General features: G+C 50.1%; 19 protein-coding genes. 12 read left to right on the forward strand and 7 right to left on the reverse strand.

Annotated elements, in window-relative coordinates; translation table 11 throughout:
- The first annotated feature begins 4 nt into the window (after positions 1-4).
- A complete protein-coding gene (locus BFP76_RS02990; protein WP_099591694.1) occupies positions 5-1,156 on the forward strand; it encodes a trans-sulfuration enzyme family protein in 1,152 nt (383 codons plus the stop codon).
- Between the two features lie 2 nt (positions 1,157-1,158).
- A complete protein-coding gene (locus tag BFP76_RS02995) occupies positions 1,159-1,497 on the forward strand; it encodes an antibiotic biosynthesis monooxygenase family protein (RefSeq protein ID WP_099591695.1) in 339 nt (112 codons plus the stop codon).
- Here BFP76_RS02995 and BFP76_RS03000 read toward each other — a convergent pair.
- The gene (locus BFP76_RS03000) at positions 1,494-2,654 is read right to left on the reverse strand and encodes a M20 aminoacylase family protein (protein WP_099591696.1); all 1,161 of its coding nucleotides are present in this window, start codon (positions 2,652-2,654) and stop codon (positions 1,494-1,496) included. The two genes, BFP76_RS02995 and BFP76_RS03000, sit on opposite strands and share 4 nt — an antisense overlap.
- 70 nt (positions 2,655-2,724) lie before the next feature.
- Here BFP76_RS03000 and mazG point away from each other — a divergent pair, with 70 nt between their 5' ends.
- The 9 genes from mazG to BFP76_RS03045 all read left to right on the forward strand — a co-directional run bounded on the left by mazG (position 2,725) and on the right by BFP76_RS03045 (position 10,508).
- Complete coding sequence (gene mazG, locus BFP76_RS03005; protein WP_099591697.1) at positions 2,725-3,564, forward strand: nucleoside triphosphate pyrophosphohydrolase; 840 nt, start codon at positions 2,725-2,727, stop codon at positions 3,562-3,564.
- Positions 3,557-4,075, forward strand: a complete 519-nt coding sequence (locus tag BFP76_RS03010) for a hypothetical protein (RefSeq protein ID WP_099591698.1) — start codon at positions 3,557-3,559, stop codon at positions 4,073-4,075. The genes mazG and BFP76_RS03010 overlap by 8 nt, the downstream gene beginning before the upstream one ends.
- 4 nt (positions 4,076-4,079) lie before the next feature.
- Positions 4,080-4,571, forward strand: coding sequence for an anthrone oxygenase family protein (locus BFP76_RS03015; RefSeq protein WP_165775646.1), 492 nt, complete (start codon positions 4,080-4,082; stop codon positions 4,569-4,571).
- An 84-nt stretch (positions 4,572-4,655) separates the two neighbouring features.
- Positions 4,656-5,669, forward strand: a complete 1,014-nt coding sequence (locus BFP76_RS03020; RefSeq protein WP_099591700.1) for a Fe(3+) ABC transporter substrate-binding protein — start codon at positions 4,656-4,658, stop codon at positions 5,667-5,669.
- Between the two features lie 153 nt (positions 5,670-5,822).
- Positions 5,823-7,070 (forward strand): cation:proton antiporter, encoded by a 1,248-nt coding sequence (locus tag BFP76_RS03025; RefSeq protein ID WP_099591701.1) that lies wholly within the window; start codon positions 5,823-5,825, stop codon positions 7,068-7,070.
- A gap of 75 nt (positions 7,071-7,145) precedes the next feature.
- On the forward strand, positions 7,146-7,568 hold the full coding sequence (locus BFP76_RS03030; protein ID WP_099591702.1) for a Fur family transcriptional regulator: 423 nt from the start codon (positions 7,146-7,148) through the stop codon (positions 7,566-7,568).
- Positions 7,565-8,425 carry a DMT family transporter gene (locus BFP76_RS03035; protein ID WP_099591703.1) on the forward strand — a complete coding sequence of 287 codons (861 nt, stop codon included), beginning with the start codon at positions 7,565-7,567 and terminating at the stop codon, positions 8,423-8,425. The genes BFP76_RS03030 and BFP76_RS03035 overlap by 4 nt, the downstream gene beginning before the upstream one ends.
- Before the next feature lie 67 nt (positions 8,426-8,492).
- A complete protein-coding gene (gene eno, locus BFP76_RS03040) occupies positions 8,493-9,770 on the forward strand; it encodes a phosphopyruvate hydratase (protein ID WP_099591704.1) in 1,278 nt (425 codons plus the stop codon).
- Between the two features lie 114 nt (positions 9,771-9,884).
- On the forward strand, positions 9,885-10,508 hold the full coding sequence (locus BFP76_RS03045) for a thiamine phosphate synthase (protein ID WP_099591916.1): 624 nt from the start codon (positions 9,885-9,887) through the stop codon (positions 10,506-10,508).
- Here the strand turns inward: BFP76_RS03045 and olsA are convergent.
- From olsA to BFP76_RS03060, 3 genes are all read right to left on the reverse strand, one after another.
- Positions 10,492-11,301 (reverse strand): lyso-ornithine lipid O-acyltransferase, encoded by an 810-nt coding sequence (olsA, locus tag BFP76_RS03050; protein ID WP_099591705.1) that lies wholly within the window; start codon positions 11,299-11,301, stop codon positions 10,492-10,494. The two genes, BFP76_RS03045 and olsA, sit on opposite strands and share 17 nt — an antisense overlap.
- A 1-nt stretch (position 11,302) precedes the next feature.
- Positions 11,303-12,073, reverse strand: coding sequence for a GNAT family N-acetyltransferase (locus BFP76_RS03055; protein ID WP_099591706.1), 771 nt, complete (start codon positions 12,071-12,073; stop codon positions 11,303-11,305).
- 92 nt (positions 12,074-12,165) lie between these two features.
- Positions 12,166-12,405, reverse strand: coding sequence for a DUF3553 domain-containing protein (locus BFP76_RS03060; protein ID WP_338064494.1), 240 nt, complete (start codon positions 12,403-12,405; stop codon positions 12,166-12,168).
- On the opposite strand from BFP76_RS03060, the gene BFP76_RS03065 reads away from it, so the two are divergent.
- On the forward strand, positions 12,378-12,989 hold the full coding sequence (locus tag BFP76_RS03065) for a histidine phosphotransferase family protein (protein WP_099591707.1): 612 nt from the start codon (positions 12,378-12,380) through the stop codon (positions 12,987-12,989). The genes BFP76_RS03060 and BFP76_RS03065 overlap by 28 nt on opposite strands.
- A 2-nt stretch (positions 12,990-12,991) precedes the next feature.
- Here the strand turns inward: BFP76_RS03065 and BFP76_RS03070 are convergent, their stop codons facing one another.
- Genes BFP76_RS03070 through BFP76_RS03080 form a run of 3 tightly spaced genes read right to left on the reverse strand, consistent with a single transcriptional unit; the run spans position 12,992 to position 15,052 of the window.
- Positions 12,992-13,522 (reverse strand): gamma carbonic anhydrase family protein, encoded by a 531-nt coding sequence (locus BFP76_RS03070; protein ID WP_099591708.1) that lies wholly within the window; start codon positions 13,520-13,522, stop codon positions 12,992-12,994.
- Positions 13,519-14,166: a guanylate kinase gene (gene gmk, locus BFP76_RS03075; protein WP_099591709.1), complete on the reverse strand. Its 648-nt coding sequence runs from the start codon at positions 14,164-14,166 to the stop codon at positions 13,519-13,521. The genes BFP76_RS03070 and gmk overlap by 4 nt, the downstream gene beginning before the upstream one ends.
- 4 nt (positions 14,167-14,170) lie before the next feature.
- Positions 14,171-15,052 carry a YicC/YloC family endoribonuclease gene (locus BFP76_RS03080; protein WP_240513967.1) on the reverse strand — a complete coding sequence of 294 codons (882 nt, stop codon included), beginning with the start codon at positions 15,050-15,052 and terminating at the stop codon, positions 14,171-14,173.
- Between the last annotated feature and the right edge of the window lie 62 nt (positions 15,053-15,114).

Below are 15,114 nucleotides of genomic sequence, written 5' to 3' on the forward strand. Positions count from 1 at the left end.
CAATATGAAAAAACGCAATGACCGCCTGTCACCCGAAACCATCGCGGCACAGGCCGCAGGGCAGATTGATCCTGTAACGGGCGCGGTCATTGCCCCCATTCACACCGCCGCCACCTATGCGCGTGATGATGATTATGAAACGCGCGGCTATATCTATTCGCGCTATGGCACGCCAACATGTTTACAATGTGAAACGGTTTTGGCCGAAATTGAACGTGCTGGTGATGCGATGCTGTTCAATTCTGGTCTGTCCGCCGCCTGTGCAGTTTTGGAATCATTGCCAGCGGGGGCACATATCGTGGTGCCCGAAAACATGTATTTTGGCGTATTGGTTTGGATGCAACGCCAAGAGGACAAAGGTTATTTAACCCTGTCGAAATACACACCCGCAGATTTGGATAGCCTGCGCGATGTGATGCGCGATGATACGGCAATGGTCTGGGTTGAAACGCCCACCAACCCGACATGGGCGGTAACAGACATCGCTGCTGTAGCGGGTATTGCACATACGCACGGTGCGATATTGGTGGTGGATTCCACAACCGCACCCCCACCCACAACACGCGCCTTGGAACTGGGCGCGGATATCGTTTTCCATTCGGCGACAAAATACCTCAATGGTCATTCGGATGTGACGGCGGGTGTATTATGCACCAACGATCAAAACCCACGTTGGGAAGACATGCGCGAGGTGCGCAAATTACAGGGCACCGCCCTGCCCGGTTTTGAATCATGGTTGTTGATGCGCGGTTTGCGCACATTATATGTGCGCTGGGATGCGGCCTGTGCCAATGCCCTGAAAATCGCCACACATTTTGAAAACCACCCACTGATCGAGGCTGTTCAATATCCCGGCCTGCCCAATGATCCAGGTCACGATGTTGCAAAACGCCAAATGACCCGTGGATTTGGCGGGATGTTATCAATTCGTGTGAATGGATCAGAGGACCAAGCCCGAAATGTTGCGGCCAGCACAAACCTATTCCTGCCCGCCACATCGCTTGGCGGGGTTGAAAGCTTGATCGAGCATCGCTTTACCGTTGAGGGCCCCGATTACGGCACGCCGCCCAACCTGTTGCGTCTGTCCGTTGGCATTGAAAACGCCGATGATTTGATTGCTGATCTGGAACAGGCGTTGAAATCAGCGTTGGCATAATCATGTTTACCGCCAATTTCATCTTTACCGAAACCAATTTGGACGATGAATTCTTTCGCCTTGATGCGCTGATCTTGCAAGCGGCAGAAGATACAGATGGGTATCTGGGCAAAGAAAATTGGGTCAGCCAAGATGGCAAAAAACGCAACTCGATTTATTATTGGGATAACATGGCCGCGCTGAAACAGTTTTCGCGCCACCCATCCCATATCGAGGCAAAGAAACGTTACATCGAATGGTATGGCGGTTTTCACGTTGTGATTACAGAAGTCGTCAAATCATATGGCGACGATGCGTTTGCGCATATCACACCCAATGCACGCAAACGCCAAACGCCTTAAACTGGCTGTGCGGTTTCCACCAAACGGGCAAAGAATGTCGCGCCATAGGGTGCCGCCTCGTCATTGAAATTGTATTTGGTGTGGTGAAGCCCGGCGCTTGGCCCATTTCCGACAAACAAATACGCACCCTTTGATTTTTGTAAAAAATAGGCGAAATCTTCTGCACCCATGCTGGGTGGCACATCTGATGTGACCTTATCATCGCCAACAATACCCGCCGCAACCGATGCGGCAAAATCCGCCTCTTCGGCGTGGTTCACCGTGGCAGGATAGCCATCATTGTATTTCATCGAAACGCTTGCGCCAAACGCATCGGCAGTATTGTGCATGATGGTTTCCATGCGCGATTTTATCATGTCCTTCACTTCGGATTTAAACGTGCGCACCGTGCCAACCAATCGCGCGGTTTCGGGGATCACATTTGTGGTTGTGCCTGCGTGGATCTGGGTGATGGTCAAAACGGCGGTGTCAATCGGATCAACATTTCGGCTGACAATGGATTGAAATGCTTGCACCATTTGGGTGGCCACGATGATCGGATCAATCGTGCCATGGGGGTACGCCGCATGCCCACCGCGCCCGCTTATTTCAATGGAAAAATCATCCGCCGCCGCCATAATCGGCCCACGTGTGGTTTCAAATTGCCCAATCGGCAAATTGGGCAGGTTATGCAACGCATAGGTCTGATCGATCTCGTATTTTTCAACCAACCCTTCATCGACCATCACACCTGCACCCCCGCCGCCTTCTTCTGCGGGTTGGAAAATCAACACAACGCGGCCTGAAAAATTACGGGTTTCCGCCAAATATTTCGCCGCACCCAATAACATGGTCGTATGCCCATCATGGCCACAGGCATGCATTTTCCCCGCGTTTTGCGATGCGTATTCCAGCCCCGTTTCTTCTGGCATTGGCAATGCGTCCATATCGGCGCGAAGCGCAATCGTGCCACCATCACCTTTGCCATTGATCACGGCCACCACACCGGTTTTTGCCCAGCCCGTCGAAATATCATCCACCCCAAATTCGCGCAAACGATCCGCCACGAATGCCGCCGTTTCATGGCATTCAAACCCGACCTCTGGATTGGTATGGATATGCTGGCGCCACCCTTTCATTTCGTCAAAATAATCTGCGATGCGGTTGATTACTGGCATGGGGTGTCGACTCCGTTCAAATTTGCGATACCATAGGGGCAAGCATTATCATTTGCAGAAAAGACATTCGATGACAAAAGATTATTCAGCCAGCCAAGAACTTTGTCTTAATCCCGATGGCGGCTTGCCCCGATTATTGGAAATCATGGCGCGATTGCGTGACCCTGAAAATGGCTGTCCATGGGATATTGAACAAACCTATGACACCATCGCCCCCTACACGATTGAAGAGGCTTACGAAGTTGCCGATGCAATCCAACAGGGCGATATGGATGATCTGGAAGGCGAGCTTGGCGATTTATTATTACAGGTCGTCTATTTCACCCAAATGGGGGCCGAGGACGGGCATTTTGATTTTGCCAGTGTGACCAAATCCATCGCCGATAAAATGATCCATCGCCACCCCCATGTGTTTGGCGATGAAAGCCGCGATAAATCCGCCGCCCAACAAACCGCCGATTGGGAAAAGATCAAGGCCGCAGAACGCGCGGCCAAAGGGGACGCACCCGCACGCACATTGGATGGTGTTGCGATCAACCTACCCGCATTAACCCGCGCCACGAAATTGCAAAAACGTGCTGCACGCGTTGGGTTTGATTGGCCCAGCACGACAGAAGTCTTGGATAAAATCACCGAAGAGGCGGGCGAATTGGTCGAGGCGGTGCAATCCCTGCCCCATGACAAACAGGTCGAAGAATTTGGTGATCTGATGTTTGTCATGGCCAATTTGGCGCGTCATTTGAAAATCGATCCCGAAGAGGCCTTGCGCAGCGCCAATGCAAAATTTACCCGTCGTTTCGAAGGTGTCGAAGATAAACTTGCCGCCCTTGGAAAAACGCCAGACCAATCTTATCTAGAGGAAATGGACGCAATGTGGGATGCGGTCAAAGCGGGGGAACGCAATGGATAAACGCACTATTATATTGGGGCTGATGGCAGTGGTCATTCTGTTTGGCCTGATGCCAAGCCAAAGCCAGTTCATCAACAGCATATCGGGTGAACGCGTCAGCATCATTCAATCGGTCATCGCATTTGGTGCGGATCTGTCTGTTGTCGCACCGCTTATTTCAATCCTGTTGTTACAAGTCACGCGGTTTCGTCTGCCTGATTTGTTATTTCAAACCTTGGCCGTGATGATTGTGGTCTTTGGCGGCTTGGCCGTTGCGCTGAGCGTGATGATAAATGGTCAAAATGCAGATACGATTTTGCGTATTACTGCACATATTTGCGCATTGCTTGGTGCGGTATTTTTATTGGGGCGTGAAACAACAACATTAAAAACCGCTGCATCATTTGGGGCGATACTGATTGCATTTGTCATTGCCGCGTGGTCGTTAATTGCAGCACCATCAAATGGCAAAGGCACCATCGCATCACAATATAACACCATTCAAACCGCAACGGAAAAAACCACAGGATAATCAAATGGCCCTTATGTTTCGCCTGTCATTGTCAATTTCATTGATCTTGGTCGGGGGGATATTTGGGTTTTTCTATGCCTATGTTGCCTCTGGCATCAATGGGTTAAATACGATGGCTGGTATTGATGCAATCAATGCAATGAACGCCATTAATGGCGCCATCCGAAACCCAATCTTTTTCCCGTTTTTCTTTCTGCCTCCGATTGCCTGTTTTATCGCTTGTGCCCTTGCGCGTGCCAATATGCGCCCAACCAGCGCGATTTGGCTGGCCGTTGCGGGGATGATTTATCTGGGCGGTGGGATTTTGATTACCATGCTGATCAATGTTCCAATGAACCAATCCTTGATGCTGGTGGATACCGCCACAATCAATGCCGCACAGGGTGATGAAATTTGGGGCGCTTATGCACGTGATTGGTATTTTTGGAATGTGGTGCGCACGATATGTTCTGGATTTGCGCTTTTGTGCGTTGGAAATGCGTTATTTCGCGCATAATTTTTTTCCGATTATTTTAATCAGGTATTGTCCAAGTGTTTTTGTCAGGTTAAAGAAGGGCAAATTTAACCACAAGGATTCGACATGTTCAAAACCCTGCGCAATGCTTTGCTCGCGACTGTGACCGCGACAATTTCCACCCCCCTGATCGCGGATGAAGTGAATGTTTATTCATATCGCCAACCTGAATTGGTTACACCATTGTTTGATGCCTTTACCAAAGAAACGGGCATCAAGGTCAACGTGGCCTTTTTGAACAAAGGTTTGGTTGAACGTCTTGTGGCAGAGGGCGATCGCTCTCCTGCTGATTTGGTGATGACCGTTGATATTTCCCGCCTGTCAGAAGTGGCAAATGCAGGTGTAACACAACCCGTTGTGTCAGAAACCATCAACGCAAACATCCCCGCGGAATTTCGTGATCCAAACGGCCATTGGTTTGGTCTGACATCACGCGCACGTATCGTTTACGCATCCAAAGATCGCGTTGCCGATGGCGAAGTGACAACATACGAAGACTTGGCCGATCCAAAATGGAAAGGGCGCATTTGTATCCGCTCTGGCTTGAATGCCTATAACCTTGCCCTGACATCTGCGGTAATTGCACATCACGGCGAAGAAGGTGCAAAAACTTGGCTTGAAGGTTTGAAATCAAACCTTGCACGCAAACCACAAGGGAATGATCGCGCACAGGTCAAGGCGATTTACGCCGGCGAATGTGATATCTCCGTAGGTAACACATATTACATGGCCAAAATGCTGGCGGACGAAGAACAAAAAGAATGGGCAAATTCTGTTCGCATTATCTATCCAACATTTGAAAACGCAGGCACACATATGAACCTGTCAGGCGTTGCGATGACAAAGGCGGCGCCAAACAAAGAATCCGCAATGAAATTGATCGAATTCTTGTCCTCTGCACCTGCCCAAGAGCTTTATGCAGAAGTGAACGGCGAATTCCCATTAAAGCCAGGTGCGAAACCATCTGAATTGGTGGCAAGCTGGGGTGAATTCACACCAGATGCGACCCCATTGATTGATATCGCAAATCTGCGCCCTGCATCTTTGAAACTCGTCGAGCAAGTTAATTTCGACGAATAGTATTGGGAACACACGCATTTACCCAATGCTGGCGTCACCTTTTTGGTGGCGCCTTTTTTATTTCTTCAACTGGCAATGATTGACGCTTGTCTGTTTACTTGAATCCCTGCGCGGTGTTAAACCCAAATCAAACAGATATAACGGATGCATTTCATGACCATTTTACAAGTCGCCTCTTTGTTGATCGTATTGGCAGGGGCGTTTGGCGCCATCAATTATCTTTTCCTGCGGCTCCCCTCATCTATCGGTATCTTGGTTGTGGCCTTGCTGGCATCACTTGTGGTGATGGGGCTTGATCTGGCATTTCCCGCCCTTGGCATGACCAGCGAAATTCGCAGCGTGGTCAATGAAATCGAATTTTCCGAAGCCCTGCTCGAGGGCATGCTTGGATTATTGCTTTTCGCGGGTGCATTGCATGTGAAAATGGGCGATCTGCGCCAACAGGGCTGGGTTGTGGCGCTGATGGCGACCATTGGCATCGGTATTTCCACCGTGATCGTTGGATATGGGTTTAGCTGGCTCATGGGCGCACCCATCTTGATTGCACTGGTGTTTGGCGCATTGATTTCACCAACTGATCCTGTGGCGGTTCTGGGTGTGCTACGCGAAGCAAACCTTCGCAAAGAACTGGAAACAAAAATCGCGGGCGAAAGCCTGTTTAACGATGGCGTTGGCTATGTCGTGTTTTTGGTGTTGGTTGGCATCGCATTCCCCACCGGTGATGCCCATGGCGAAGGTTTGGAAGGTGCCGCAAAATTATTTGTGCAAGAGGCCCTTGGCGGTGCCATTTTGGGTGCGGTACTTGGCTATCTCGTGTTCCAAGTGATGCGCCGCATTGATGATTACGCGCTAGAGGTTCTACTGTCGCTTGGCCTCGCCTTTGGTGGCTATCAACTGGCGGTATATCTTCATATGTCAGGGCCAATTATGGCCGTGGTCGCAGGGTTGTTCATTGGTGATGTTGGCGTCAAATACGGCATGACAGAACAAACACGGCGCTATCTTGATGGGTTCTGGGAATTGGTTGATGAAATCCTCAATGCAATCTTATTCCTGTTAATCGGGATCGAAGTCTTCGCAGTCGCATTCAGCATGGATGCAATGTTAAGCGGCGTGATCGTCATCGCACTGGCACTGTTTGCACGCCTGATGGCGGTGGCTGTGCCGATCATCATGCTCAAACCATTTCGCACATTCCCATCCGACGTGATCCCGATCATGACATGGGGTGGGTTAAAGGGTGGTATTTCGGTTGCGCTGGCACTGTCATTGCCCGACAGCGAATGGAAACCTGCGATCCTGACGGCAACATATGTTGTGGTGATTTTTTCGATCATCATTCAGGGCCTGACCATCGCACCATTGGCAAACAAATTGGGACGTGAACCTGATCTGTTGTGATGAACACAACAGATTTTGGTTTAACCTCATTGCTGGCATTGCTACGCTGGCAAAAATGTAAAGACGAGCATTCATATGGCTGACACCATCATCCAACGCTGCGAGGCATCGGGTCTGCGCATGACCGAACAGCGCCGCATCATCGCACGTGTGCTGGAAGATGCGCGCGATCACCCTGATGTGGATGAATTGTTTAACCGCGCCGTTGCAATTGATGCCGCTATTTCCATCGCAACCGTTTATCGCACCGTCAAACTCTTCGAAGAAGCGGGCATTTTGGAACGTCACGAATTTGGCGATGGCCGCGCCCGTTACGAGGATGCAACCCGCGATCATCACGATCATCTGATTGATATGCATTCGGGTGATGTGATCGAATTTGTCGATCCCGACATCGAAGCATTACAAGAAAAAATCGCCCAAAAACTTGGCTATGAATTACGCGGACATCGGCTTGAACTTTATGGTGTGCCAATCAAAAAATCGGATAAATCATGAATCCCAATACCCGCAAGGGTATCTTATTAATGATCCTGTCCATGCTGGGCTTTGCCCTGTCGGATGCATTTATCAAAGCATCCTCTGGCGTGATGACATCGGGGCAAATCGTTCTCGCACTTGGCATTGGTGGTACAATTTTATTTGCCACCATTTGTATCGCAAAGGGACAAAAACCATTTTCCAAATCATTCTTTGATCGTGCGGTGATTATCCGCAATCTGGGGGAATCTTTTGGGTCCATGGGGATTATCACATCCATCACCTTGATCCCGATTTCCACCGTTTCCGCCATTCAACAGGCCACGCCATTGGTGGTGACACTGGGCGCGGTTTTGTTTTTTAAAGAATCCGTGGGCTGGCGGCGTTGGCTTGCAATCACTGTTGGTTTTTTCTGTGTTTTGTTGATCATCCGCCCAGGGCTGGATGGGTTTAACCCCTACGCACTCTTTGCACTGTTGGGGATGTTTGGTCTGTCGATCCGCGATTTGGCAACCCGCCCTGTCAAAGACAGCGTTTCAACGATGCAGCTTTCTGTATACGGTTATCTGGTGTTGATCCCGACAGGCATCGCGGTCAGCTTGATCACTGGTGGTGCGATTTTGCCCCCGCTTCACACTTTGGGCCATGCGGCGGTGATCTTGCTCTTTTCCGCCATTGGTTACGTGACCGTCACCATGTCGATGCGCATCGCCCCCCTATCCGATGTGGCACCATTTCGCTATTCGCGGCTGTTGTTCGCGCTCTTCTTTGGGATTGTGTTTTTTGGCGAACGCCCCGATTGGCAAACCTATCTGGGGTCATTTGGCATCATCATGTCTGGTTTGGTGCTGTTATGGCGTGAAAAACGCTCTTAAACCTTCCCTAACGGCATTTCGCACGCTAAAGAATGCGTGAACGAAACTCTGCAAAGGAATCCCCCCCATGAGCACAATTATCGACATTATCGGCCGAGAAATCTTGGACAGCCGCGGCAACCCAACTGTCGAGGTTGACGTGATGCTAGAAGACGGCACATTGGGGCGTGCGGCCGTACCATCTGGTGCATCCACTGGCGCACACGAGGCGGTGGAACTGCGCGATGGCGATAAAAACCGTTACAAAGGCAAAGGCGTGCTCAAGGCCGTGGATGCCGTGAACGGCGAAATCGCAGAGGCCTTGGTTGGCTCTGATGTGATGGAACAGGTCGAAATCGACATGGCGATGATCGAACTGGACGGCACAGAAAACAAGGCGCGTTTGGGTGCAAACGCGATTTTGGGCGTATCATTGGCGGCGGCCAAGGCGGCGGCGGAATATTCCGCACAGCCACTTTATCGTTACGTGGGTGGCACATCTGCACGCATCCTGCCCGTGCCAATGATGAACATCATCAATGGCGGCGAACATGCCGACAACCCCATTGATATCCAAGAATTCATGATCATGCCTGTCGCCGCTGAAAACATCCGCGACGCCGTGCGCATTGGTGCGGAAATTTTTCACACGCTCAAGGGTGAATTATCCGCCGCTGGTCATAACACGGGTGTGGGCGATGAAGGTGGCTTTGCCCCCAATTTGAATAGCACAACAGATGCGCTTGATTTCATCATGCAGTCCATCGAAAAAGCAGGCTACAAACCCGGTGACGAGGTGCATTTGGCACTGGATTGCGCCGCGTCTGAATATTTCAAAGACGGTGTTTATAACCTCAAGGGTGAAGGCAAAAAATTGTCATCTGAAGATAACGCAAAATACCTTGCCAATCTGGTTGCCAACTATCCGATCATCAGCATTGAAGATGGCATGGACGAAGACGATTGGTTGGGCTGGGAAGCATTGACCGATCTGGTTGGCGACAAATGCCAATTGGTGGGTGACGATTTATTCGTAACCAACTCCAAACGACTGTCCACAGGTATTGAACGTGGCGCGGCCAATTCCATTTTGGTCAAGGTGAACCAAATCGGCACATTGACCGAAACATTGGAAGCCGTGGAAATGGCGCATCGTGCGGGATATACATCTGTGATGTCACACCGTTCTGGTGAAACCGAGGATGCAACCATTGCTGATCTGGCTGTTGCGACCAACTGTGGCCAAATCAAAACTGGTTCATTGGCACGTTCTGATCGGCTCGCAAAATACAACCAATTGATCCGTATCGAAGAATTGTTGGGCGCATCCGCACAATACGCTGGGCGTTCAATTCTGCGCAGCTAATCCAAACAAATCCAGTGAAACGCCCGTCTGTACCAACAGGCGGGCGTTTTTCGTTTATCTTTGACCAATGCGCACGGCACGTTTAAACCACGCACAAACAGTGAAAGAATTATCATGGCCGACCAAGACACACCGCAAATTTACCTGATCACACCGCCCAGTGTTGATCTGGAAACATACCCCAAACAATTGGCGGGCCTGTTGAACGAATTTGATATTGCATGTGTGCGCATTGCATTGGCCAGCAATGATGAATCCACCATCAGCCGTACCGCCGATGCCGTGCGCGAAACCTGTCACAAAAGCGAGGTCGCATGCGTGATCGACACGCATCACCGATTGGTGACACCTCTTGGGCTTGATGGTGTGCACCTGTCCGATGGTGGTCGTAACCTGCGCGATATTCGCAAGGATCTGGGCCAAGACGCCATCATCGGCGCGCATTGTGGCACATCAAAACATGCGGGCATGACCGCGGGCGAAATCGGTGCCGATTACGTCTGTTTTGGCCCTGTTGGCCAATCCGCACTTGGCAGCGGCGAATTGGCTGCGTTTGAAACATTTGAATGGTGGTCACAAATGGTCGAAATTCCCGTGGTTGCCGAAGGATCGCTTGATCTGGACACGGTGGAACGTCTAGCACCCGTGGTGGATTGGTTCGCCTTTGGTAGCGAGATTTGGGATGCACCCGATGGGGCCGCGGCACAGTTGGGCGCGTTTATCAAACGCCTTGGCTAAAATCCAAGCTGGATTTCACTGCCGCCTCGGCAACACGTGCCAGTTCTTTGCGATCATTAAACGCGTTTAAATGCAATGGGTCGTGAAAGGTCAGTGTGATCTGTCCCTGTCTCCAATGTGACAACACCATGCCAAAATGCGCGCCAAAGCTCATATCACCCCACCAGCCATAAAAATCTGCGCGTTCGCCATCTGGTGCATGATACATCACAGAAACGGGTTGTATCCACATATCCTGCGTTTGCGCCGCATCAAAAAACGCGGCAAACAGGGATGATCGAAATGGCAATACACGCCGCCCGTCGGTGCTTGTCCCTTCTGGAAAAAACAAAAGCTTGTGCCCCATCGCGATACGTTCATTGAACTGTGATTTATGACGATGTGCTTGGGTGGTTTTGCGTTCGATAAATACCGTGCCTGTGCTGCGTGCAATCGGCCCCAACACGGGCCAGCCTGATACATCGGCCTTGGATACAAAATAAACCCGTTGCGCGGCGTTTAGCGAAAAAATATCCAACCATGATGCATGATTTGCCACCACCCCGCCGTGATGTTTCATCGGTGTGCCATGCACATTCAAACGTATTCCCAAAATGCGCAAACTGATCCGACAGGCGCATTGCACAATCCGTTGCCCTGCGTGATGAAACCCAATCAGGCGCAATATTATCAGCGGCACCATCAACCCAAAAATCACAATCGCCAGCGCCGTTGTGCGCAGGATCACCAACACCCAGCCCACCATTGTAGGCCGCGTCAATGCGGGTTCCGGCAGGCCATGCCACAAAAACATGCTATGCCCCCTTTGCGTAGCGCAGACGTTGGGTCTGTGGCATTTTTTGCGTATCCATAATCATGCACACATCAATCGTATTGAACGCATGATCAACAAAGGCGCCCGCCCCAACAACACCACCCAAACGCAGGTATGATTTTATCAAACTGGGCATTTGGCGCATGGCGGCAAGGCGATCCACCTGATCACGTGGCAAAATATTCATGTCAACGACGCTGTTCCCACGCGCCACAGGGCGCATGCATTCAGGGGCCAGATGATTGTGATGCAAATGCGATAATGCATGGGCATAGATTTGCGCATCAATCCCGGCAAATGACGCCACACCAAACAAGATTTCAATCTGATTTTGTGCAACATAATCGCCCAAACCCTGCCATAACAAATGCAGTGCACCACCCCCGCGATGCCCTTGGGCCAAACATGACCGCCCCAATTCAACCGATCTGCGTTGGCTGTTTGTAAATGGTGAAAAATCATATTCACAGTCACCATAAAATCCCAAACCCTGTGCGGCGGTATCGCTGGGTAACAGACGATACACCCCGACAACATTTTCATCAGGATCATCAATTTCACGATCAATTAAAATCAGATGGTCGAAATAGGGATCAAAACGATCGTATTCGCGTTTTGCACGGTGGCATTCATCGCTAACCGTTGCCCCCATTTCCGTGACAAACACCCGATAACGCAAACGCTGTGCCGCCAAAATTTCGGAATCGGTTTGTGCGATTTTCACCAGATATTTTGATTCATCAATAATCATGGGCGTTCTATAATATCTTCGTCACCAAACTGCACCCAAAATCATAAAACCTCTCCCAACGACACTAAATCGCCTTTAAGTTGTCTAAAAATTCACCTATTGCTTTGGCTAATTAACTCTAGGGAAATCAAAGCGCCATTAATGACGACTTTTCCCGCTTGTTCAAAATTAACGGTGATTTTATGCCCAACCACAGATTGTACCTGTCCAACCCCCCAATCGCTTTGATCGGGGTGTTTTACCAATTGGCCAGGTGTCAAAAATTCATTCACAACATCGTCCTTATGATTCAGAGCTTTCGCTAATGTACAAAGATATTGAAACCATTTCATCCTTAATCAGTTCGCGCATCTGTCATGATATGGTCAGCCCCGTTGGCGCAATTCGCAACGGTTTGGAATTGCTTGAAATGTCTGGCATCGCGCCCAGCATTGAATTGGATTTAATCAATCAAAGCGCACTAAACGCCAACGCACGCCTGTCATTTTTACGCATCGCCTTTGGTGATGCGGGGGCTGGATCGATGTTATCGCAAACCGAAATCATCGCAATTATCGACAATTATTATAAAAACAAACGTGTGCAGGTTGATTGGCAAGTGGCGCGTGATCAACCCCGCCCACAGATTAAAATCTTGCTGTTGTTGTTGATGTGCTTTGAAACTGGCCTGCCTTATGGCGGGGAAATTTTGGTGCGCAAGGCGGATTCAAATTGGGCGGTAAGTGCCAACGATGAACGCGCCGCATTTGATTCCCCGCAATGGGACGGGATGATCACAGGACAGGATATCGCATTATCATCCGCAACGGTTCATTTCGAATTGGCGCGCATGGCGCTTGCGGTGAATGACATCACACCTGAATGGCGTCGCATGCCAAATTCCATGCGATTACAGTTTCAAACCAAAGTGGCCTAAATTCAATCAACCGCTTTCATACCGTCGCGAAAGCGGCGCATGTTTTCTTGATAGCTAAGTGCCGATGCCGTCAGCATCTGTATGGTTTGCGCATCCAATTGGCGCGCAACCTTGCCCGGCGCACCGATCACCAATGATCCATCGGGGATCACTTTGCCCTCCGTCACCATTGCGCCCGCACCGATCAAACAGTTTTTGCCGATCACCGCACCGTTCATCACCGATGCGCCCATGCCGATCAGGCTATTGTCGCCAATGGTGCAGCCGTGCAAAATCGCCTTATGCCCAATCGTGCAATTTTCACCGATGGTCAGGGGAAACCCCATGTCGGTGTGAAGAACAGAATTTTCCTGAATATTTGTACCCGTGCCAATGGTGATCATTTCATTGTCACCGCGTGCCACCGCGCCAAACCAAATTCCAACGCCACCATGAATGGTGACTTTGCCCATCACATGTGCGCCGGGCGCAATCCAATAATCGTCTTTGTCAACAACTGTTGGCATAATGCCATCAAGTGTATAAATCGTCATTTCAACGCCTCGAATTCTTCGTTTAATTTGGTGACGTGTTCCATCAAATCGTTGCGGCGAATGCGTTTTGTGCGTTCGGCGACCAGGATTGATTTAAGCGTTTCAAACGCCTTGTCCAAATCATCATTAACGATCAGATATTGATATTCTGCCCAATGGCTTATCTCGTCACGTGCCTTGGCCATGCGGTTCGCCACCACTTCGGCGCTGTCTTGGCCGCGGCTTTGCAATCGGCGTTCCAATTCAATGATCGACGGGGGCAGGATGAAAATGGAAACCACATCGTGGTTCATGGATGATGCACGGATTTGTTGACCACCCTGCCAATCGACATCAAACACCACATCATTGCCAACGGCAATCGCCTCTTCCACTGGTTTTTTCGGGGAACCATATCGGTTTCCAAAAACTTCGGCATGTTCCAACATGCCCCCATCATCCACGATTTGTTGGAATTCTTCGGGGGTTTTGAAATAATAATCGCGCCCGTTCTCCTCGCCTGGGCGTGGGGGGCGTGTGGTGGCGGATACGGAAAATCGCATGTTCGGATCCCAATCCAGCAACATATGCGACAAGGTCGATTTGCCCGCCCCAGATGGCGACGACAGGATCACCAATAAACCGCGTCGATGTGTTTGTGCCATCTGATTACTCCACGTTTTGAACTTGTTCACGCATCTGGTCTATGATCGTTTTCAGGTCAAGCCCTATGCGCGTTAATTCCGTGGAACCCGATTTGGAACATAACGTATTTGCCTCGCGGTTGAATTCTTGCATTAAAAAATCAAATTTGCGCCCGATGGCGCCTTTGGTTTTTAACAATGCTTTGGCCGCGTCCACATGTGCGCGGAGCCGATCCAATTCTTCGGTAATGTCATTTTTCACCGCGATGATCGCCAATTCTTGTTCCAAGCGGGTTTCATCCAAACCATCGCTTGCATCCAAGATTGCCGCCAGTTGCGATTGCAATCGCGCCTTGATGACGTCTTGGCGCAAATCGGCACTTGTGGCGGCGGCATCGGTCAATTTGGCGATGGATGCAATCTGAGATTGTAGCACCTTGGTTAACGCCGCACCTTCATCGGCGCGTGCCTCGGCAAATTTGTTAACCAATTCGTCCAACTGTGCCCCTGCCGCCGCGATCCAATCCGCATCGTTTTCACCCGCTTGCGATTGACGTTCCAGCACCATTGGCAAAGACAAAAGCGTTGAAACATCGGTTTCACGCACGCCCAGCCCCGCCATTTTTGCCGCATTCACGGCGATTTTTTCTGCGGCAACTACGGCGTCCAAAGCGGCCATATTCAACATTGGTGTCGCGCCCAGTTCATCTTGTTTCATTTTCAGTGATACAAAAATTGTGCCACGCGCACATTTTGCAGAAACCTTTGATTTCACGTCTTTTTCCAACACATCACAACCATCCGGCAATCGTTGGCGCAGATCAAAACCCTTGTTATTGACGGATCGAATTTCCCAAGCCCAACTGACGTGGTCATGCTGTCCTGTAACACTGGCAAAGCCAGTCATTGAATTAACCATACGTTAAATCCGCCCTTTTGAATTGATACAATTTTATGGCAATACGCAAT

The organism is Paramylibacter kogurei (genome assembly GCF_002742285.1).
GTDB classification, from domain to species: Bacteria; Pseudomonadota; Alphaproteobacteria; order Rhodobacterales; family Rhodobacteraceae; genus Amylibacter; species Amylibacter kogurei.

Bases quoted from the DNA above. Each gene is read 5' to 3' on its own strand.
- BFP76_RS03015 (WP_165775646.1), top strand. From the start codon at position 4,080: ATGGCCCTTATGTTTCGCCTGTCATTGTCAATTTCATTGATCTTGGTC.
- BFP76_RS03030 (WP_099591702.1), top strand. From the start codon at position 7,146: ATGGCTGACACCATCATCCAACGCTGCGAGGCATCGGGTCTGCGCATG.
- BFP76_RS03035 (WP_099591703.1), top strand. From the start codon at position 7,565: ATGAATCCCAATACCCGCAAGGGTATCTTATTAATGATCCTGTCCATG.
- BFP76_RS03070 (WP_099591708.1), bottom strand. From the start codon at position 13,522: ATGACGATTTATACACTTGATGGCATTATGCCAACAGTTGTTGACAAA.
- olsA (WP_099591705.1), bottom strand. From the start codon at position 11,301: ATGTTTTTGTGGCATGGCCTGCCGGAACCCGCATTGACGCGGCCTACA.
- BFP76_RS03010 (WP_099591698.1), top strand. From the start codon at position 3,557: ATGGATAAACGCACTATTATATTGGGGCTGATGGCAGTGGTCATTCTG.
- BFP76_RS03000 (WP_099591696.1), bottom strand. From the start codon at position 2,654: ATGCCAGTAATCAACCGCATCGCAGATTATTTTGACGAAATGAAAGGG.
- BFP76_RS03065 (WP_099591707.1), top strand. From the start codon at position 12,378: ATGTACAAAGATATTGAAACCATTTCATCCTTAATCAGTTCGCGCATC.
- BFP76_RS03025 (WP_099591701.1), top strand. From the start codon at position 5,823: ATGACCATTTTACAAGTCGCCTCTTTGTTGATCGTATTGGCAGGGGCG.
- BFP76_RS03045 (WP_099591916.1), top strand. From the start codon at position 9,885: ATGGCCGACCAAGACACACCGCAAATTTACCTGATCACACCGCCCAGT.
- BFP76_RS02990 (WP_099591694.1), top strand. From the start codon at position 5: ATGAAAAAACGCAATGACCGCCTGTCACCCGAAACCATCGCGGCACAG.
- BFP76_RS03020 (WP_099591700.1), top strand. From the start codon at position 4,656: ATGTTCAAAACCCTGCGCAATGCTTTGCTCGCGACTGTGACCGCGACA.
- gmk (WP_099591709.1), bottom strand. From the start codon at position 14,166: ATGGCACAAACACATCGACGCGGTTTATTGGTGATCCTGTCGTCGCCA.
- eno (WP_099591704.1), top strand. From the start codon at position 8,493: ATGAGCACAATTATCGACATTATCGGCCGAGAAATCTTGGACAGCCGC.
- BFP76_RS03055 (WP_099591706.1), bottom strand. From the start codon at position 12,073: ATGATTATTGATGAATCAAAATATCTGGTGAAAATCGCACAAACCGAT.
- BFP76_RS03080 (WP_240513967.1), bottom strand. From the start codon at position 15,052: ATGACTGGCTTTGCCAGTGTTACAGGACAGCATGACCACGTCAGTTGG.
- mazG (WP_099591697.1), top strand. From the start codon at position 2,725: ATGACAAAAGATTATTCAGCCAGCCAAGAACTTTGTCTTAATCCCGAT.
- BFP76_RS03060 (WP_338064494.1), bottom strand. From the start codon at position 12,405: ATGAAATGGTTTCAATATCTTTGTACATTAGCGAAAGCTCTGAATCAT.
- BFP76_RS02995 (WP_099591695.1), top strand. From the start codon at position 1,159: ATGTTTACCGCCAATTTCATCTTTACCGAAACCAATTTGGACGATGAA.